Consider the following 17,255-nt stretch of genomic DNA (forward strand, 5'->3'; position numbering starts at 1 on the left):
CGCCTGCGTCACCTATCGCCCAGATCAGTCACCATCGCCACCGCGCCCGCCCACCCGGGCAGCGCGGTCGGGCGCGGTGCAGCAAGGTAACATGTCAAGAAAAATGCTCATCGACGCCACCCACGCGGAGGAAACCCGCGTCGTGGTGGTGGACGGAAACCGGGTCGAGGAATTCGACTTTGAATCCGAAAGCAAGCGCCAGCTTGCCGGGAATATCTATCTCGCAAAGGTAACGCGCGTCGAGCCGTCGCTGCAGGCGGCCTTTGTCGATTACGGCGGCAACCGTCACGGATTTCTGGCCTTTTCGGAGATCCACCCCGATTACTACCAGATCCCGGTGGCCGATCGCGAAGCGCTGATGGCCGAGGAACACGCCCGCGCCGAGGCGCTGCATGCGCGCGAGGAAGAGGCCGCGGCCGCCGCGACGAAGGCGGAACGCGCGGTCACCTCGGATGCGATCTCCGGCATGGAGACGGTCGAGTTCGACGAAGGCGACGACGCGGACGCGGACGAGGGCAGCTCTCCCATGGAGCGCGTGGCCGAGACCCCCGTCGCCGACCCGGAGGACGAGGATTCCCCGGGCGACGACAGCAACGGGGACTCCGGGACCAATGGCACGATCGAGTCGGTGGTGGACGACGATGACGGCACCGGCGACAGCGACGATCTGCGCCATGCGCGCAAGCCGCGCCTGCGCCGCTACAAGATCCAGGAAGTCATCAAGGTGCGCCAGATCCTGCTGGTGCAGGTGGTCAAGGAAGAGCGCGGCAACAAGGGCGCGGCGCTCACGACCTATCTTTCGCTTGCCGGGCGCTATTGCGTCCTGATGCCGAACACCGCCCGGGGCGGCGGCATTTCGCGCAAGATCACCAACGCCGCGGATCGCAAGAAACTCAAGGAGATCGCCGCCGACATCGACGTGCCGCGCGGGGCCGGTCTGATCATCCGCACCGCCGGGGCCAAACGCACCAAGGCCGAGATCCGGCGCGATTACGATTACCTTCAGCGGCTCTGGGAGCAGATCCGCGAACTCACGCTGAAATCCATCGCGCCCGCCGGCATCTATGCCGAGGGCGACCTGATCAAGCGGTCGATCCGCGACCTTTACAGCCGCGAGATCGACGAGGTTCTGGTCGAGGGCGAGCAGGGCTATCGCACGGCCAAGGATTTCATGAAGATGATCATGCCGTCGCACGCCAAGAACGTGAAACATTACCAGGACGTGATGCCGCTGTTCGCGCGCTATCAGGTCGAAAGCTATCTCGGCGGCATGTTCAACCCGGTGGTGCAACTGAAATCCGGCGGTTATCTCGTGATCGGCATAACCGAGGCGCTGGTGGCGATCGACGTGAACTCGGGCCGGGCCACGCGCGAAAGCAGCATCGAGGAGACCGCGCTCCATACCAACCTCGAGGCGGCGGAGGAAATCGCGCGGCAATTGCGCCTGCGCGACCTTGCCGGGCTCATCGTCATCGACTTCATCGACATGGACGAGCGCAAGAACAACTCGGCCGTGGAGAAAAAGCTCAAGGACAAGCTGAAGACCGACCGCGCCCGCATCCAGGTCGGCCGCATCAGCGGCTTCGGCCTTCTGGAGATGAGCCGCCAGCGGCTGCGCCCCGGTATGCTCGAGGCGACGACCCAGCCTTGCCCGTCATGTCACGGCACCGGGCTGATCCGTTCGGACGACAGCATGGCGCTCAATATCCTGCGCCAGATCGAGGAAGAGGGTGTGCGCAAGCGTTCGCGCGAGGTTCTCGTGCGGGTGCCGGTCGGGATCGCGAATTTCCTGATGAATCAGAAGCGCGAACATATCGCCCAGATCGAGGCGCGATACGGGCTTTCGGTGCGTATCGAAGGCGACGGGCAGCTCGCCAGCCCCGATTTCGTGATGGAGAAATTCAAGACCGCGAGCCGCCCGACCCCGGTCGCAAGCAGCCCCGTGGTCTCGGCCGATGCGTCGCTGATGGAACCCGAGGCCGAGCCGGATGAAGACGAAACTGCCGATGAGGACGGAAAATCCGCCGTCGGGCAGGACGAGAACGGCGGATCTTCCGGCGGCGATAACGGCAGCCACGAAAACGGCGAGGGCCGGTCGCGCCGCCGCCGCCGCCGCCCGCGCCGCCGCGGCAAGGGCAATGGCCATGGCGCCGAGCAGAACGGGCGCGACCGCGCCGATGATGCGGATGAGGCTGACGCAGCCGTGACCGGGGCCGGGGCGGCCGCGGACAGCACGGCCGCGGATGCCCCCGCCGCACAGCCGGCGGAACCCGCGCCGCAGGCCCCGACGCGCACCCGTGCACCGCGGCCAGCCGGCAACGCCACCGAACCCGAGGCGGGCGACACCACCGAGGCCCGGACCGCGCCGGGCGAAGCGGAGCCGGTCACCGAGGGCGAGACTGCCACCGCGCCGCGGCGGGTCGTGCGCAGCCGCCGCTCTGGTGCCGCAGCAAAAGCGCAGGTGGCCCCGGAGGCGCCCGCGGCCGCCGGCAACGCCGAGACCGATACCGCCGGGGCACCGGCGACGCCCGCACCCGATGCGACGCCTGAGCCGAGCGCGCCGCCGGTTGCGGCGGTCGAGGATGCGGCCCCGGCTCCCGCACCGGAGCCGGCGCCGGCACCTGTCCCGACCCCCGCGCCCGAACCCGAACCGCAGGCCGCGCCCGGTGCGGAGGCCGCCGGCGAGGAAGAGGACAAGCCGGGTGGTGAGGAAACCGCGCGCCCCAGGCGTCAGGGCTGGTGGACGGTGAACAGCTGACGATCCGCACGGCGCACTGAACAGATGAATCGCGGGGGGCGGGCCGGCCGGAAAACCGGCCCGCCTTCCTGTCTTTCCGCAGGGACGATATGCGCCCGGAGCCCGGGTCAGCCGCCCTTGCGGATCAGGTAGCCTTGCGCCCCCTCGAATTCCTCCTGCGCGAGCAGCGCATGGCCGGATTCGGCGCAGAAATGGGGCACGTCGACCACCGCCGCCGGGTCGTCGGCGACGAGCCGCATCACCGCGCCATCCGCGAGCGCGCCGAGCCGCTTGCGCGCCTTCAGCACCGGCAGCGGGCAGAGCAGGCCGCGGGCATCGACGGTTTCATCCACCTTGGTCATGGGAGACTCCTTGGCAGCAGATGCCGGGCGAAGGGGACACCTCCGGCCCGTGCGGGCGGGCACGCAGTTGTGACAACATGTTGCGTGACCTCGATTCCCCTATCGCCTAAAGCATGAATCATGTTTGGAATCGAGATCATTGACGCCGCGCTCCTGCCGGCGATGACGGTGGCGCTCCTGGCCGGGGTCGTGAGTTTCCTTTCGCCCTGCGTGCTGCCGATCGTGCCCCCCTATCTGGCCTATATGAGCGGCGTTGCGGTTCAGGATCTGAGCCGCGACACGGCCGGGCGCAACCGGGCCATGCTGCCCGCGCTGTTCTTCGTGCTCGGGCTTTCGACGGTGTTCCTGTTCCTCGGCTTCACGGCCTCGATGATCGGTACGCTGTTCCTGCAGTATCAGGACTGGTTCAACACCATCGCCGGGATTCTCGTGATGGTGTTCGGCGCACATTTCGTCGGCGTCTATCGCATCGGATTTCTCGATCGCGAGGCGCGGATCGACGCCGGAGACCGCGGCGGATCGGCATTCGGGGCCTATGTCCTGGGGCTTGCCTTCGCTTTTGGGTGGACGCCCTGCATCGGTCCGCAACTGGGCGCGATCCTGTCGCTTGCCGCCTCGGAAGCGTCGGTTGCCCGGGGCACGTCGCTGCTTGCGGTCTATGCGATCGGGCTCGGCGTGCCGTTCCTTCTGGTCGCGGCGTTCCTGCCCCGGCTCGGCGGGCTCATGGGCTGGATGAAGCGGCACATGCAGCAGATCGAGCGCAGCATGGGGCTGTTGCTCTGGACCATCGGGCTTTTGATGCTGACCGGCGGTTTTTCAAGCTTTTCCTACTGGCTGCTTGAGACATTTCCCGCGCTTGCCAATCTCGGCTGAGGCGGGCAATCGGCAGCTTTGCTTCCACCTGGGCCCCGATATCCCGCGGTGTGACCCGGGCCGGCGGCGGGGGCCTCCGGCGGGGATATTTCCGGCCAGAAGAAGGCATGGGCGCGCCCTGTCCGCCGCCGGCGCAGGATCAGAGCGGGACTTCGATCACCATGCCGTCATGGGCCGGCAGCACATGGTCGGGCGTGTCGCGGTCGACCTCGCTGTAGTCCATGTCGATATGCAGGTTGGTGAGCACCGCGCGGCGCGGGCGGGCGCGGCGGATCCAGTCGAGCGAGCGGGCGAGATGCGCATGGGTCGGATGCGGGGTACGGCGCAGCGCATCCAGAATCCAGCAGTCGAGTTCCGAAAGCTCGCGCCAGGCGGCTTCGGGGATTTCGGCGACATCGGGAAGATAGGCCAGCCCGCCGATGCGGAAGCCGAGCGCATTGATCGAGCCGTGATTGACGAGGAAGGGCCGCAGCGGGATCGGGCCGCCGGGGCCGGTGATCTCGAACGGCCCCTCGATGATGTGGAGGTCGAGGATCGGCGGGTAGGTCGAGCCTTCGGGGCGGACAAACGCATAGCCGAAGCGGGCCAGGAGTTCGTCGCCCGTATAGTCGTCGGCCCAGACGCGCAGCCGTTCGCCCATGTTGAAGACGATCATGCGCAGATCGTCGATGCCATGGACGTGATCGGCATGGGAATGGGTATAGACCACCCCGTCGAGCCGCCCGGTTCCGGTGTCGAGAAGCTGGCTGCGCATGTCGGGCGAGGTGTCGATGAGCACGCTTGTCGTGCCGTCTTTACCGTCGCGCTCGAGCAGGAGCGAACAGCGGCGGCGCCGGTTCCTCGGGTCGTCGGGATCGCAGGCGCCCCATTCGCCGCCGAGGCGCGGCACCCCCCCGGAAGAGCCGCAGCCGAGGATCGTGGCCCGCAGCATCCCGCTCATGCCGGTGCGGCCCCTTTGCCCTGCCAGGCGGCGGCCCGGGTAAAGAGACGATCGAAGTTTTCCTGCGTGCGGGCCGCGAAATCGGCATAGTCGAGCCCGAAGACTTCGGCCCCGACCTTCGCGGTATGGGCGGTGAAGGCCGGTTCGTTGCGTTTGCCCCGATGGGGCGGGGGGGCGAGATAGGGGGCGTCGGTCTCGACCAGGATGCGGTCGATCGGGGCGCGGGAAAAGATTGCGCGCAATTCGCTGCTGCGGGGAAAGGCGGCGATTCCCGACATGGAGAGATAGAAGCCGAGGTCGAGCGCCCGGCGCGCCAGGGCCTCGCCCGAGGAAAAGCAGTGCATCACGCAGGAAAAGGCGCCCTCGCGGTGTTCCTCGGTCAGGATGCGGGCCATGTCGTCATCGGCGTCGCGGGAATGGATGATGAGCGGCAGTCCGGTTTCGCGCGCGGCGGCGATATGGATGCGCAGCGACTCCTGCTGCGCGCGGGCGCTTTCGGCGGTGTAATGATAATCGAGCCCGGTTTCGCCGATGCCGACGAATTTCGGGTGGCGCGCGAGCGCGACCAGCTGGTCGGTGCGCGCCATGGGCGTCTGCGCGACACTCATCGGATGGGTCGCGGCGGCATAGAACACCGGGTCATGAGCCTCGGCTATGGCGCGGACGGCGGGCTCCTGTTCGAGCCTTGTGCAGATCGTGACCATCCGCGTCACGCCGGCCTTTGCGGCATTGGCGATGATCCGGTCGAGTTCGCCCTCGAAATCGGGGAAGTCGAGGTGGCAGTGGCTGTCGGTGATTTCTGGTGTATCGGGCATCGGTCCCCGGAATTTCCCCGCGCTGCGGCCGGTGGGCCGGTGGCCGGACAAGGGTGGATCAGCGGCGCGCGGTCTTTTCTATCCTCAGCACCGTATCGAGGACAAGGGCGGCCGGGTCAAGGTTGACCGCCCGCCCGTGGCGGCTGCGGTCGGAGATGGTGGCGGCGAGTGCGGCCCAGCGCCGGGCGCTCGCCGGATCGGGGGCAAGGCGTGCGAGCATCTCCGCTTCGCCCGGCGCGCCCTCGGGACCGGGCCTGCCGGTGGCGCCGTGACGCGCGAGCCGGGCAAGCAGCGTGTCGATCAGATCGAGCAGGAGGTCGAGCCGCTCTTCCTGCCCGCGCCGCGCCATGCTTTCGGCCAGCGCGATCAGGCGCGGGCGGTCGAGCCGGGGCAGCGAATCGAGGATTGCGACCAGATCGCCGTACAGGTCGAGCCCGCCGAGATTGACGAGCCTGAGCGCCCCGCCGGCCGATCCCGCGGCGAGCGCGGACAGTCTTTCCGGCTGCTCGGGCAGTTCGGCCCCGGCCTGTCGCAGCGCCGCCTCGAGGTCGGCGGGGGCAAGCGGGGCCAGCCGCAGCATCCGGCAGCGCGAGCGGATCGTGGGCAGCAGCGCCGAGGGCTGATGCGCGACCAGCAGGATCGTCGTGCGCGCGGGCGGCTCCTCGAGCATCTTGAGAAGTGCATTTGCGGCTGCGGTGTTCATCTCGTCCGCCGCATCCACAATCACGACGCGCCGCCCCCCGTCCGCGGCCGAAAGGCTGAAGAACCGGTGCAGGGCGCGGATGTCATCGACCACGATGGCGCTGCGCAGGGCGCCCTTGTCGTTCAGGCTGCGGGTGACATGGGCAAGCCCCGGTTCGCTGCGGGCAAGGATGCGCCGTGCGACCGGATGATCGGGCGCGACGTCGAGCGAAGCCCCCGCCCCGGGTGCATCGGTGGCGAGCAGGAACCGCGCCACGCGCCAGGCCAGCGTGGCCTTGCCGATGCCGCGCGGCCCGGCGAGCAGCCAGCCGTGGTGCAGCCGGCCCGCATTCCAGGCATCAAGGAAACCGGCCTCGGCTTCGGCCTGTCCGAACAGCGTCTGCGCCTCGCGCGGGTGCGGGGCGCCGGCGATCTGGTCGGGGGCGGTGTCGGTCTCGGGCGGGCTCATGTCCGTGGCGTGCCGGTGGCGAGCGCGCCCTCGATCAGCCCGCGGATTTCGCTGGCGACGGCCTCGGGCGGATGATTGCCGTCGATGCGCCGGACCCGGGCGGGAAATTCATCGGCAAGCGCCAGGAACGCGGCGCGGATCCGCTTCTGCATGGTGCTGCCCCGGTTTTCGAACCGCGCCTCGGCACCGCCTCGCGCCAGTGCCCGCGCCAGTGCCTGTTCGGGATCCATGTCGATCAGCAGGGTAAGGTCGGGTTCGCGCCCGATCATGAGCGCGTGGAGCTGATCAACGAGGACGCGCAGGTCGGCGCGGTCGAGCCCCTGATAGACGCGCGTGCTGTCCGCGAAACGGTCGCAGATGACCAGCTTTCCCGCCTTGAGCGCCGGGGCGATCACGCGTTCCATATGATCGCGGCGGGCGGCGGTGAACAGCAGGATCTCGGTCTCGGGCGACCAGCGTTCCGACTCGCCCTCGAGCAGCAGGGCGCGGATCTGTTCGGCCCCCTCGCTGCCGCCCGGCTCGCGCGTCAGGACGACCTCATGCCCGGCGGCGCGGAGCGAATCGGCCAGGCGCCGCGCCTGGGTGGATTTGCCCGAACCGTCCGCCCCTTCGAAACTGATGAAGAACCCGCTGCCTTGTGTCAATTTTCTGCGGCGGCTCCGCTGTCGGGCGCCTCGGCGGGCTGCTCGGCATCGGCCTCTGCTGCCCTGGGGGTGGGCGCGGGGGCGGATTTCTCTGCCTCGCCGTCGCCTTCGCCCGTGGGCGCGGGTGCGGGGGCCGGGCCGCTTGCGAAGCGGTGCAGCAGGTGTTCGGCGGCGCTGCGCAGGCGGACGGTGAAACCGCCCGCGGGGACGCTGCGGTCGGCGACGAGCGGCACGCGGACTTCGGGCAGTTCGGAGCGCGCGATCACCAGTTCCGCAAGCTCTTCGCCCTTGGCGATCGGTGCATTGAACGGGCCACTGTAACGCACCTCGGCGCTCAGCGTTTCGCCGCCGAGGCTCGGCACGAGGATCGTCAGATCCTGCGCCGGGGCAAGCCCCACCTGCGATTGCGCGCCGCGCCAGACCGGGGCCTGGGTCACCGCCTCTCCGGCGCGGGCGAGGGTCTTTTCGTCGAACTGGCGAAAGGCCCAGTTGACGATGGATTCGGCCTCCTTCGCGCGCTGGGTTTCGCCCTCGAGGCCGGAGATCACGAAGATGATGCGCCGGTCGCCCTGTTTTGCCGAGCCGACAAGACCATAGCCCGCTTCCTGCGTATGCCCGGTCTTGAGCCCGTCAGCACCGATCCCGAGCCGCAGCAGCGGGTTGCGGTTGCGGGTGTTCGAGGGCGCGCGCCCGTCGAATTCGAACTCGGATTCCGCGAACAGCGGGTAGAATTCGGGAAAATCGGAAATCAGCCGGTCCGCGAGAACCGCGAGATCGCGCACCGACATGCGATGCCCGGCCTGCGGCCAGCCGTTCGAGTTGGTGAAATTGGAATGGGTCAGGCCAAGCTGCTTGCCCCGCTGGGTCAGGAAACGGGCAAAGCCCGCTTCGCTTCCGTCCGGGCTCAGCGCCTCGGCCAGCACCACGCAGGCATCATTGCCCGACATCACGATCACGCCGCGCAGCAGATCCTCGACCCGCACCCGGTCCTGCGTGTTGAGGAACATGGTCGAGCCCTTGTAGCTCATGGCGTGTTCCGAGACCGGCAGGCGTTCGTCCAGTGTCAGGCGCCCGTCGCGCAGCGCCTCGAAGGCGACATAGAGCGTCATCAGCTTGGACATCGAGGCCGGCGGAAGCGGCTCGTCCGCGTTCTTGGCCAGAAGGACGGTGCCGGTGCCCTGGTCGAGCACATAGGCCGCGCGGGCCTGGGTGTCGAAAGCGACGGCGGACAACGCTGAAAGGCAAAGCAGGGCGGCAGCCAGCAGGGGGCGAACAAGATAGGTCATGGGGCAGTCATGCTCCGGTCAGTCGGCGACGGCATAGGCGTCGGCGTAACCTGCGGCCTTTGCCTTTGTCAAAAGAGTCATGCGCTCGCTTTCGCTTTGCGCCGGCCCAGCGAGGACGCGCCAGGAGGATTTGTCACCGGCGCTGTGTTCGCGCAACTGTGCGGGAAGCCCGGCGCCGCGCAGTTGCGCGGCCGCGCGCTCGGCGTTCTGTTCGGTGCTGAAGATCCCGACCTGCACGAAGGGGCGCGAAAGAGTCGTCGCCGGTTCCGCGCCAGCGCCCGCCTCTGGTGGATCCGCTGCGGCCGGGGTTTCTGATGCGGCGGCACCGTCTCCGGCGGGTTCGGTCTCGGGCGGCGTTTCGGCCTCAGGTGCGCGTTTCAGGGCGATCACGTCAAGTTCGGCCGGCGCCCCGGCCAGCAGGCCAAGCGCCGCCGCCGCTTCCGACGAGACCTGGAAGCGTGGGCCGGGCAGGGCGCGTTCGCGCCGGAACAGCGCCCCGACGATGGTTTTCTGATTGCTCTGGTTGCGGATCCGCACCCGCTGGGGATCGTTCACATCGGGATGCGCGACCCAGATGCCGCCAAGCGACGGGCGCCCGTCCCACAGCCCGGTTTCGGTCCTTGCGAAAAGCTCGGGTGCCTCGATGTCGCCGCCCTCGGGCTGCGGGGCAGGCGACGCCTTTGCCGTGGCGGTTGCATCCTTGCCCTTCAGGAAGCCGAGCGGGGAGTTTTCCCCGCAACCGGCAAGTGCCGCCGCAACCAGGAGTCCCCCGGTCATCTGCAGGAGTCGCCTGCTGGACACGATATTCCGTTTCATCGTCTGTCCCTGCCTGTCCGTCCGGGGCGCGCACTGCCGGGCCGCTCTGCGATGGCGGTTTCCGGGCATGGGCGGAAACTGCCCGCGCTGCTGTTGGCAACATAGCGACAGCCGCGCGGCAGGGAAAGTCCGCGAAGGCGCTTCGGGCGGATTTCCCCCGGCATATCCGGCGCGGCGTTTCGCCGGCTGCCTGCGCGATGTTTCAGGAGTTCGTTGCGCTGCGGACACTTGGCTTGCCGATAAAGGCGCGTTAAGAGGTGACGGATCCATTCAGGATGCGCCGGAGGCCGCAGGCACTCGCGCGGGGAACGGCGAGAGAGACGGGCGAGAGGGACGACCGGGCGGCATGAGCCAGAGCGACAGCTTTATCAACGAAGTCACCGAAGAGGTGCGCCGCGACCGGCTCAAGGCGCTGATGCGGCGCTATGGCTGGATCGTCGCGCTCGTGGTCGTGGTGGCGCTGGTGGCGGCCGGGGGATATGAGCTGCGCAAGGTGATGGCCAATTCGCGTGCCGAGGAACTCGGCGATGCCATTCTTGCCGCGCTCGAGAACGACGAACTCGATGCCCGGCAGGACGCGCTGCAGGCGATCGAGGCGCGCAGCACCGGCGGCAAGGCCGTGGTGGCGTTCCTGACCGCTGCCGCCGAGGCCCGCTCGGGCGAGAACGACGCGGCGGTGGCGCGACTGGAAGAAATCGCGGGCGATGGCGACCTGCCCGTAATCTATCGCCAGATCGCCGCCTTCAAGGCGCTGACCCTGCAGGGCGAAACGCTGCCGCCGGCAGAGCGGCGCCAGAGGTTCGAGGCGCTGGCGACGCCCGGCGCGCCGCTGCGGCTGCTGGCGCAGGAACAGCTTGCGCTGATCGACATCGAAGAGAATGAGCGGGAAGCGGCCATCGAGCGCCTGCAGGAGCTTCGCAATGACGCCGAGGCGCCTGCGGACTTGCAACAACGCGCGGCACGGGTGATTGTGGCGCTTGGCGGCTCGGTCACGGACGGCCCCTCGGGGCGTGCCGATACGGAACCGGGAGAAGGGTGACGCGACATCCGCCGTGCTGCCGCCCGCTGCACGACGGCTGTGACGCTCTTCCGGGTGAAACAGGAGCCCGGCCGAACGAGACGGAAACGAGACAAGGCAGGACAGGCCGACAAAGATGACTCCAGCGACCATCCCCTCCCGCTTCGGGCTTGCCTGCGTTCTGGGCAGTGCCCTTCTGCTTTCGGCCTGCGCGGAAAAGCAGGTCATCCTCCCCGGCGAGCGCGAGTCGGTGCGCCCGGAGGCCGACCTGTCCGAAAGCCGGATCCGGCTCGACGGCAATACTGCCCGCGCCATTCAACTGCCGGCGCAGCGGGTCAATGCCGAGTGGACGCAGGGCATCGGCTCCCCCGCCTTCCGGGTCGATCATGCGGCGCTCGGCGGGCAGCTTCAGCATCTTTGGGAAGTGCCGATCGGCAATCCCGACAGCCGCCGGGCCCGCATCACCGCAAGCCCGGTCGTGGGCGGGGGGCTTGTCTATACGCTCGATTCCGGCGCGCAGGTCTCGGCAGTCACCCCCGAAGGTGCTGTCGCCTGGAGCACGAACCTCACGCCGGCAAGCGAACGGGCGATCGATTCGACCGGCGGCGGGCTCGCCTATGCGAACGGAACGGTCTATATTTCCTCGGGCTTCGGCCTGCTTTCTGCGCTTGATGCGCGCACGGGCGAACTGCGCTGGCGCCAGAAGCTCGAGGCGAACGGCAGCGGCATGCCGCTGGTGCGCGACGGGGTCGTCTATGTCGTCGCCGGCGATCATACCGGGTGGGCCGTCGATGCCGGGAACGGGCGCGTGCTCTGGCAGATCATGGGAGCGCCGAGCGTGACCACCGTGCTGGGCTCGGGGGCACCGGCGACCAGCAGCGATCTGGTGGTGTTCGGTTTCGGCTCGGGCGATCTGGTTGCGGCCTTCCGGCAGGGCGGCATGCGCCACTGGGCCGAGGCGGTGGCCGGCAACCGTCTGGGGCGTGCCGTTTCCCGCATCAGCGACGTGACCGGTGCGCCGGTGATCGCGGGTGACCGGATATTCGCCGGCAGCCATTCCGGCCGGCTCGCCGCCTTCGATCTGCATGGGGGCGAGGAACTCTGGCTCGCACGGCAAGGGGCGCTCGGCCCGGTCTGGCCGGCGGGGGACAGCGTCTTTGCCGTGACCGACCTCAACCAGCTCGCGCGGTTCGATGCGAGCAACGGCTCCCCGATCTGGGCGGCGGATCTGCCCGGCTTCGTGAACGACAAGCCCCGCAAGCGCGGCGAGACCTGGGCCCATTACGGCCCGATCCTGGCCGGCGGGCGCATCATCACCGCCAGCAATGACGGGCTGCTGCGCTTCTTTTCGCCCGAAAGCGGGCAGCTTGTCGGTCAGGTCGAGGTGCCCGGCGGTGCGACCACGGAGCCGGTGGTCGCAAACCGGACGCTCTATGTGGTGAGCAGCGACGGCAAGCTGCACGCCTACCGTTAACCACACCTGCCGCCGATCGCGGGCCGGGCAGGGAAGGAACAGCCGCTTTGCGGCACATGAGTGCACGCCATGACCTTTACCCTCGCGATCATAGGGCGGCCCAATGTGGGCAAGTCCACCCTGTTCAATCGCCTTGTCGGCAAGCGGCTGGCGCTGGTCGATGACACCCCGGGCGTCACCCGCGACCTGCGCGAAGGCGCGGCGCGGCTTGGCGATCTGCGCTTTCGGGTGATCGACACGGCGGGGCTGGAACTCGTGACGGACGACAGCCTGCAGGGGCGCATGCGCCGGCTGACCGAACGCGCGATCGGCATGGCCGATGCCTGCCTGTTCATGATCGACGCCCGGGCCGGCGTGACCCCGAGCGATGAAATTCTTGCCGATCTTCTGCGCCGGCGCGACGTTCCGGTGATCCTTGCCGCGAACAAGGCCGAGGGCCGCGCCGGCGAGGCGGGCGCGGTCGAGGCCTGGGCGCTCGGCCTTGGCGAACCGCTGCCGCTCTCGGCCGAACACGGCGAGGGGATGGCCGAGCTTCATGCGAGGCTGGCTCCGCTCGTCGACGAATACGCCCTGCCGCTTGCCGATCCTGACGAGTCAGAAGAGCCCGAGACCGATGTCGATCTCGATGATGACGAGTTCGACGAGGAGGACGGGAATGACGGGGAAATCCGCGGGGGCAAGACGCGGGCCGGGGCGATCGACCCGTCGCGGCCGCTGCAGGTTGCGGTGATCGGGCGGCCGAATGCGGGCAAATCCACGCTCATCAACCGGATCATTGGCGACGAGCGGCTGCTGACCGGCCCCGAAGCCGGAATCACGCGGGATTCGATCGCGCTCGACATCGACTGGGGCGGCACCCGCATGCGGATTTTCGACACCGCCGGCATGCGGCGCAAGGCGCGGGTGCAGGAAAAGCTGGAAAAACTTTCGGTCGGGGATGCGCTTCGGGCGGTGAAATTCGCCGAGGTCGTGGTGGTGCTGCTCGACGCGGCGATTCCCTTCGAGAGCCAGGATCTGCGAATCGCCGATCTGGCCGAGCGTGAAGGCCGCGCGGTGGTGGTGGCGGTGAACAAATGGGATCTGGAGCCGGCCCCGAACCAGAAACTGCGCGATCTGCGCGAAGCCTTCGAGCGGCTGCTGCCCCAGCTTCGCGGGGCGCCGCTGGTCACGGTTTCGGCGCAGACCGGGCAGGGGATCGAACAGCTTCGCGCCGCGATCCTGCGCGCCTATGATGTCTGGAACCGGCGCGTTCCGACCGCTCGGCTGAACCGCTGGCTGGCCGAGATGCTGGCCCAGCATCCGCCCCCCGCGCCGCAGGGGCGGCGGATAAGGTTGCGCTATATCACACAGGCCAAGACCCGCCCGCCCGGTTTCGTGGTCATGTGCAACCAGTCCGACAAGATCCCCGAAAGCTATACGCGCTATCTGATCAACGGGCTGCGCGACGATTTCGACATGCCCGGCACGCCGATCCGGCTGCACCTGCGCGAACAGGGCGGGCAGAACCCCTATCGGAGCCGTCGCAAGCCGGGGCCGTCGCGGCTGCGCAAGCATCTCGAGGGGCGGCGGCCGGTTGACCGGCGCCCGAAACGCTAGCGCTGCGGGCCCGCCGCGGCGGAGAGGGCTGCCGCCGGCAGCCCCCGCCCGGGCCGGGGATTTCAGATCAGGTTGCCGTCGATGCTCAGCATGGTGCGCCCGCCCAGATAGGGCGCAAGCACGGCGGGCAGGCGGACCGAGCCGTCCTCCTGCTGGCCGTTTTCCAGCACCGCGATCAGGGTGCGCCCGACCGCGAGCCCGGAGCCGTTCAGCGTGTGCACGAACTGCGGCTTGTCCCCTGCTGCGGGGCGGAACCGCGCATTCATGCGGCGGGCCTGAAACGCGCCGGTGGTCGAGACGCTGGAGATCTCGCGATAGGTGTCCTGCCCGGGCAGCCAGGCTTCGACGTCATAGGTGCGCCGCGCCCCGAACCCCATGTCGCCGGTGCACAGAAGCACCGTGCGGTAAGGCACTTCGAGGCGTTCCAGCAGGTTTTCGGCGCAGCGCAGCATGCGCCTGTGCTCGGCCTCGCTGTCCTCGGGGCGGGTGATGCTGACCATCTCGACCTTTTCGAACTGGTGCTGGCGCAGCATGCCCTTGGTGTCCTTGCCGGCGCTGCCCGCCTCCGAGCGGAAACAGACCGTGTGGGCGGTCAGGCGAATCGGCAGGTCATCCGCGCGCAGGATCTGGTCTGCCACCGAATAGGTGAGCGGGACTTCCGAGGTCGGCACCAGCCACCAGCCATTCGTGGTCTCGTAGCTGTCGCCGCCGAATTTCGGCAGCTTGTCGGTGCCGAACATCGCTTCGGGGCGCACCAGGACCGGGCAGTTCACCTCGGTCAGGCCGTTTTCGGAGATATGCGTGTCCAGCATGAACTGCGCAAGCGCGCGGTGGATGCGGGCCACGCCCCGGCCGAGGTTGACGAAGCGCGCGCCCGATGTCCGCGCGGCGGTCTCGAAATCCATGCCGGCGGCGGCGCCCTTGATCTCGAAATGTTCCTTCGGGGCAAAGCCGAAATCGCGCCGCTCGCCCCAGCGGTTCACCTCAATGTTATCGGTCTCGTCCGCGCCGTCCGGCACGTCGTCGGCGGGCAGATTCGGAATCCGCGCGAGCTTGTCGGCCAGCGCCGCGTCAAGGGTGCGGGCCTGTTCCTGCAGGGTGGAGATTTCCGATTTCTTCCGGGCGACAAGGTCGCGAAGGCGCTCGAACTCGGCCTCGTCGCCGCGCGCCTTGGCCGCACCCACTTCTTTTGCGGCGCGATTCTGCTCGGCCTGGGCGGTTTCGGCCGCGAGGATGCTTTCGCGGCGCTTTTCGTCAAGGTGCAGAAGCTCGGCCGTCACGCCGGATTCGCCCCGGCGGGCCAGCGCGGCGTCAAAGGCTTCGGGGGCTTCGCGGATGGCGCGTATATCGTGCATTCGTGCTGTCCCTGATCGTTGAATCGCCGCCCATCATGACGCAACGCAGCGGCGAGTGTAAGAGTGCTGTTGCCGCCTGACGCGCCTTGCATTGCGGGGCTTCTGCGCTTAGGTTCCGCGAAATTCTCCGGCCGGGTCTGACCCGGCCCAGCCCGGCCAGACCGGACAATGCGCCCGATAGAGCCCGATACAGAAGGATCCCCTGATGGACACCAGCGCAATCGCCCAGTTTCTTCCGCTGATCCTGATCTTCGTGATCATGTACTTCCTGCTGATCCGGCCCCAGCAGAAACGCGCCAAGGCCCATACGGCCATGGTCGAGGCGCTGCGGCGCGGCGATATCGTCATCACCCAGGGCGGCGTGATCGGCAAGGTGGTCAAGGTCCGCGACGACAACGAACTCGAGGTCGAGATCGCCGAGAACGTCAAGGTGCGCGTCGTGCGCAACTCGATCACCAGCGTCGCCAGCAAGACCGAGCCGGCCAGCTGACATCTTTCCGCAGGCTGACCGGAAGGCGAGGCTATGTTTCGGATCAATATCTGGGTACGGGTGCTGATCGGCCTGATCTGCCTTGGCGGCATCCTGCTTGCGTTGCCCAATGCGTTCTATCCCCGGGTCGAACAGCATAACGATGCCGTGGCCGCCATCGCCCAGGGCGATGACAGTCCCGAGAACGAGGCCGCCGCAGCGGGCTGGCCGGGCTGGATGCCGTCGCATCTCGTCAATCTCGGCCTCGACCTGCGGGGGGGCGCGCATCTTCTGGCCGAAGTGCGGGTCGAAGACGTCTATGAAAGCCGCATGGAGGCCATGTGGCCCGAGATCCGCGATGCGCTGCGCCCCGAACGCGACACGATCGGCACCATCCGGCTGCTGACATCGCCGCCCGGCGAATTGCGCATCCGTCTCGGCAACCCGGAGGGGATGCAGCGGGCCGTGGCGCTGGTGCAGGATATCGCCCGCCCGATCCAGTCGCTGACCGGAACCGGGTCGAACGACATCGAAGTCAGACGGCAGGGGGGAGACACGCTCCTCGTGACCCTGTCGGACGCGGAAAAACAGGCGAGCGACGACCGCACGGTGCGCCAGGCGCTCGAGATCGTGCGCCGCCGCATCGACGAGGTCGGCACGCGCGAACCGACGATCCAGCGCCAGGGCAGCAACCGGATCCTGATCCAGGTGCCCGGCATCGGCAGCGCGGCCGAGCTCAAGGACATCATCGGCACCACCGCGCAGCTGACCTTCAACCCGGTCGTCTCGATCGGCAGCGACGCCAACGCGAATCCCGGCGCGGGCAACAAGCTGCTGCCGGCGATGGACGACCCGAATGTCTATTACACGATCGAGGCCGCCCCGGTCGTCACGGGCGAGGAACTGGTCGATGCCCAGCCGAGCTATGACCAGGACGGGCGCCCGGCGGTCAGCTTCCGGTTCAACACGTCGGGGGCACGCAAGTTCGGCAATTACACCGCCCAGAACATCGGCAGCCCCTTTGCCATCGTGCTGGATGACGAGGTGATCAGCGCGCCCGTGATCCAGAGCCACATCGCCGGCGGATCGGGCATCATCACCGGCCGCTTCACGGTCGACGAAAGCACGAGCCTTGCGGTGCTGCTGCGGGCCGGGGCGCTGCCGGCGGGGATGGATTTCCTCGAAGAGCGCACCATCGGGCCGGAGCTTGGCCAGGACAGCATCGACGCGGGCAAGATCGCGGCCATCATCGGTTTCCTGATGGTGCTGGTCTTCATGATCCTGACCTATGGCCTGTTCGGGGTCTTCGCCAACGTGGCGCTGCTGATGAACATGGTCATCATCTTTGCCGCGCTATCCCTGATCGGGGCGACGCTCACATTGCCGGGCATCGCGGGGATCGTGCTGACCATCGGCATGGCGGTCGATGCGAACGTGCTGATCTTCGAGCGGATCCGCGAGGAACTGCGCGCCGGACGCGGGCCGGTGCGCGCGATCGAGCTTGGCTATGAACGGGCGCTCAGCGCCATTCTGGACGGCAACATCACCACATTCATCACCGCGGTGATCCTGTTCGTCATGGGGTCGGGGCCGGTGCGGGGCTTTGCCGTGACGCTCGGGATCGGGATCATCACCTCGCTGTTCACGGCGATCTATGTGACACGCCTGCTCACGGTCATGTGGTTCGAGCGCCGCCGCCCCAAGACGATCGAGGTCTGAC

15 protein-coding genes are annotated in these 17,255 nt (G+C 68.1%); 7 read left to right on the plus strand and 8 right to left on the minus strand.

Features of this window, described 5'->3' with window-relative positions; genetic code table 11:
• The first annotated feature begins 91 nt into the window (after positions 1–91).
• Positions 92–2,758: an Rne/Rng family ribonuclease gene (locus tag B0B01_RS10630; RefSeq protein ID WP_076649835.1), complete on the plus strand. Its 2,667-nt coding sequence runs from the start codon at positions 92–94 to the stop codon at positions 2,756–2,758.
• Between the two features lie 107 nt (positions 2,759–2,865).
• Here the strand turns inward: B0B01_RS10630 and B0B01_RS10635 are convergent, their stop codons facing one another.
• Positions 2,866–3,099, minus strand: a complete 234-nt coding sequence (locus B0B01_RS10635) for a sulfurtransferase TusA family protein (RefSeq protein ID WP_076649836.1) — start codon at positions 3,097–3,099, stop codon at positions 2,866–2,868.
• A gap of 120 nt (positions 3,100–3,219) precedes the next feature.
• Here B0B01_RS10635 and B0B01_RS10640 point away from each other — a divergent pair, with 120 nt between their 5' ends.
• Complete coding sequence (locus B0B01_RS10640) at positions 3,220–3,972, plus strand: cytochrome c biogenesis CcdA family protein (protein WP_076649837.1); 753 nt, start codon at positions 3,220–3,222, stop codon at positions 3,970–3,972.
• 139 nt (positions 3,973–4,111) lie between these two features.
• Here the strand turns inward: B0B01_RS10640 and B0B01_RS10645 are convergent, their stop codons facing one another.
• Genes B0B01_RS10645 through B0B01_RS10670 form a run of 6 tightly spaced genes read right to left on the minus strand, consistent with a single transcriptional unit; the run spans position 4,112 to position 9,584 of the window.
• Positions 4,112–4,912 (minus strand): MBL fold metallo-hydrolase, encoded by an 801-nt coding sequence (locus B0B01_RS10645; RefSeq protein WP_076649838.1) that lies wholly within the window; start codon positions 4,910–4,912, stop codon positions 4,112–4,114.
• Positions 4,909–5,727, minus strand: a complete 819-nt coding sequence (locus B0B01_RS10650; protein ID WP_076649839.1) for a TatD family hydrolase — start codon at positions 5,725–5,727, stop codon at positions 4,909–4,911. The genes B0B01_RS10645 and B0B01_RS10650 overlap by 4 nt, the downstream gene beginning before the upstream one ends.
• A gap of 58 nt (positions 5,728–5,785) precedes the next feature.
• The gene (locus B0B01_RS10655) at positions 5,786–6,877 is read right to left on the minus strand and encodes a DNA polymerase III subunit delta' (RefSeq protein ID WP_076649840.1); all 1,092 of its coding nucleotides are present in this window, start codon (positions 6,875–6,877) and stop codon (positions 5,786–5,788) included.
• A complete protein-coding gene (tmk, locus tag B0B01_RS10660) occupies positions 6,874–7,521 on the minus strand; it encodes a dTMP kinase (RefSeq protein WP_076649841.1) in 648 nt (215 codons plus the stop codon). Before tmk ends, B0B01_RS10655 begins: the two co-directional genes overlap by 4 nt.
• Positions 7,518–8,807, minus strand: a complete 1,290-nt coding sequence (locus tag B0B01_RS10665; protein ID WP_083946175.1) for a D-alanyl-D-alanine carboxypeptidase family protein — start codon at positions 8,805–8,807, stop codon at positions 7,518–7,520. Before B0B01_RS10665 ends, tmk begins: the two co-directional genes overlap by 4 nt.
• An 18-nt stretch (positions 8,808–8,825) precedes the next feature.
• Positions 8,826–9,584, minus strand: coding sequence for an SPOR domain-containing protein (locus tag B0B01_RS10670; protein ID WP_234967758.1), 759 nt, complete (start codon positions 9,582–9,584; stop codon positions 8,826–8,828).
• Between the two features lie 385 nt (positions 9,585–9,969).
• Here B0B01_RS10670 and B0B01_RS10675 point away from each other — a divergent pair, with 385 nt between their 5' ends.
• The 3 genes from B0B01_RS10675 to der all read left to right on the plus strand — a co-directional run bounded on the left by B0B01_RS10675 (position 9,970) and on the right by der (position 13,711).
• Positions 9,970–10,662 (plus strand): hypothetical protein, encoded by a 693-nt coding sequence (locus tag B0B01_RS10675; protein ID WP_076649843.1) that lies wholly within the window; start codon positions 9,970–9,972, stop codon positions 10,660–10,662.
• A gap of 115 nt (positions 10,663–10,777) precedes the next feature.
• The gene (locus tag B0B01_RS10680) at positions 10,778–12,115 is read left to right on the plus strand and encodes a PQQ-like beta-propeller repeat protein (protein WP_076649844.1); all 1,338 of its coding nucleotides are present in this window, start codon (positions 10,778–10,780) and stop codon (positions 12,113–12,115) included.
• A gap of 69 nt (positions 12,116–12,184) precedes the next feature.
• On the plus strand, positions 12,185–13,711 hold the full coding sequence (gene der / locus B0B01_RS10685; protein WP_076649845.1) for a ribosome biogenesis GTPase Der: 1,527 nt from the start codon (positions 12,185–12,187) through the stop codon (positions 13,709–13,711).
• A gap of 62 nt (positions 13,712–13,773) precedes the next feature.
• On the opposite strand, the gene serS is transcribed toward der, so the two are convergent.
• Positions 13,774–15,066, minus strand: coding sequence for a serine--tRNA ligase (gene serS / locus B0B01_RS10690; RefSeq protein ID WP_076649846.1), 1,293 nt, complete (start codon positions 15,064–15,066; stop codon positions 13,774–13,776).
• 205 nt (positions 15,067–15,271) lie between these two features.
• On the opposite strand from serS, the gene yajC reads away from it, so the two are divergent.
• Together yajC and secD are read left to right on the plus strand one after the other, a co-directional pair.
• The gene (gene yajC, locus B0B01_RS10695; protein ID WP_076649847.1) at positions 15,272–15,556 is read left to right on the plus strand and encodes a preprotein translocase subunit YajC; all 285 of its coding nucleotides are present in this window, start codon (positions 15,272–15,274) and stop codon (positions 15,554–15,556) included.
• Positions 15,557–15,589: 33 nt separating this feature from the next.
• Positions 15,590–17,254: a protein translocase subunit SecD gene (gene secD / locus B0B01_RS10700; RefSeq protein WP_076649848.1), complete on the plus strand. Its 1,665-nt coding sequence runs from the start codon at positions 15,590–15,592 to the stop codon at positions 17,252–17,254.
• Position 17,255 lies beyond the last annotated feature (1 nt).

Origin of the sequence: Pontibaca methylaminivorans (genome assembly GCF_900156525.1) — a bacterium.
Taxonomy (GTDB): domain Bacteria; phylum Pseudomonadota; class Alphaproteobacteria; order Rhodobacterales; family Rhodobacteraceae; genus Pontibaca; species Pontibaca methylaminivorans.

Bases quoted from the DNA above. Each gene is read 5' to 3' on its own strand.
- B0B01_RS10630 (WP_076649835.1), top strand. From the start codon at position 92: ATGTCAAGAAAAATGCTCATCGACGCCACCCACGCGGAGGAAACCCGC.
- B0B01_RS10635 (WP_076649836.1), bottom strand. From the start codon at position 3,099: ATGACCAAGGTGGATGAAACCGTCGATGCCCGCGGCCTGCTCTGCCCG.
- B0B01_RS10640 (WP_076649837.1), top strand. From the start codon at position 3,220: ATGTTTGGAATCGAGATCATTGACGCCGCGCTCCTGCCGGCGATGACG.
- B0B01_RS10645 (WP_076649838.1), bottom strand. From the start codon at position 4,912: ATGAGCGGGATGCTGCGGGCCACGATCCTCGGCTGCGGCTCTTCCGGG.
- B0B01_RS10650 (WP_076649839.1), bottom strand. From the start codon at position 5,727: ATGCCCGATACACCAGAAATCACCGACAGCCACTGCCACCTCGACTTC.
- B0B01_RS10655 (WP_076649840.1), bottom strand. From the start codon at position 6,877: ATGAGCCCGCCCGAGACCGACACCGCCCCCGACCAGATCGCCGGCGCC.
- B0B01_RS10665 (WP_083946175.1), bottom strand. From the start codon at position 8,807: ATGACCTATCTTGTTCGCCCCCTGCTGGCTGCCGCCCTGCTTTGCCTT.
- B0B01_RS10670 (WP_234967758.1), bottom strand. From the start codon at position 9,584: ATGACCGGGGGACTCCTGGTTGCGGCGGCACTTGCCGGTTGCGGGGAA.
- B0B01_RS10675 (WP_076649843.1), top strand. From the start codon at position 9,970: ATGAGCCAGAGCGACAGCTTTATCAACGAAGTCACCGAAGAGGTGCGC.
- B0B01_RS10680 (WP_076649844.1), top strand. From the start codon at position 10,778: ATGACTCCAGCGACCATCCCCTCCCGCTTCGGGCTTGCCTGCGTTCTG.
- der (WP_076649845.1), top strand. From the start codon at position 12,185: ATGACCTTTACCCTCGCGATCATAGGGCGGCCCAATGTGGGCAAGTCC.
- serS (WP_076649846.1), bottom strand. From the start codon at position 15,066: ATGCACGATATACGCGCCATCCGCGAAGCCCCCGAAGCCTTTGACGCC.
- yajC (WP_076649847.1), top strand. From the start codon at position 15,272: ATGGACACCAGCGCAATCGCCCAGTTTCTTCCGCTGATCCTGATCTTC.
- secD (WP_076649848.1), top strand. From the start codon at position 15,590: ATGTTTCGGATCAATATCTGGGTACGGGTGCTGATCGGCCTGATCTGC.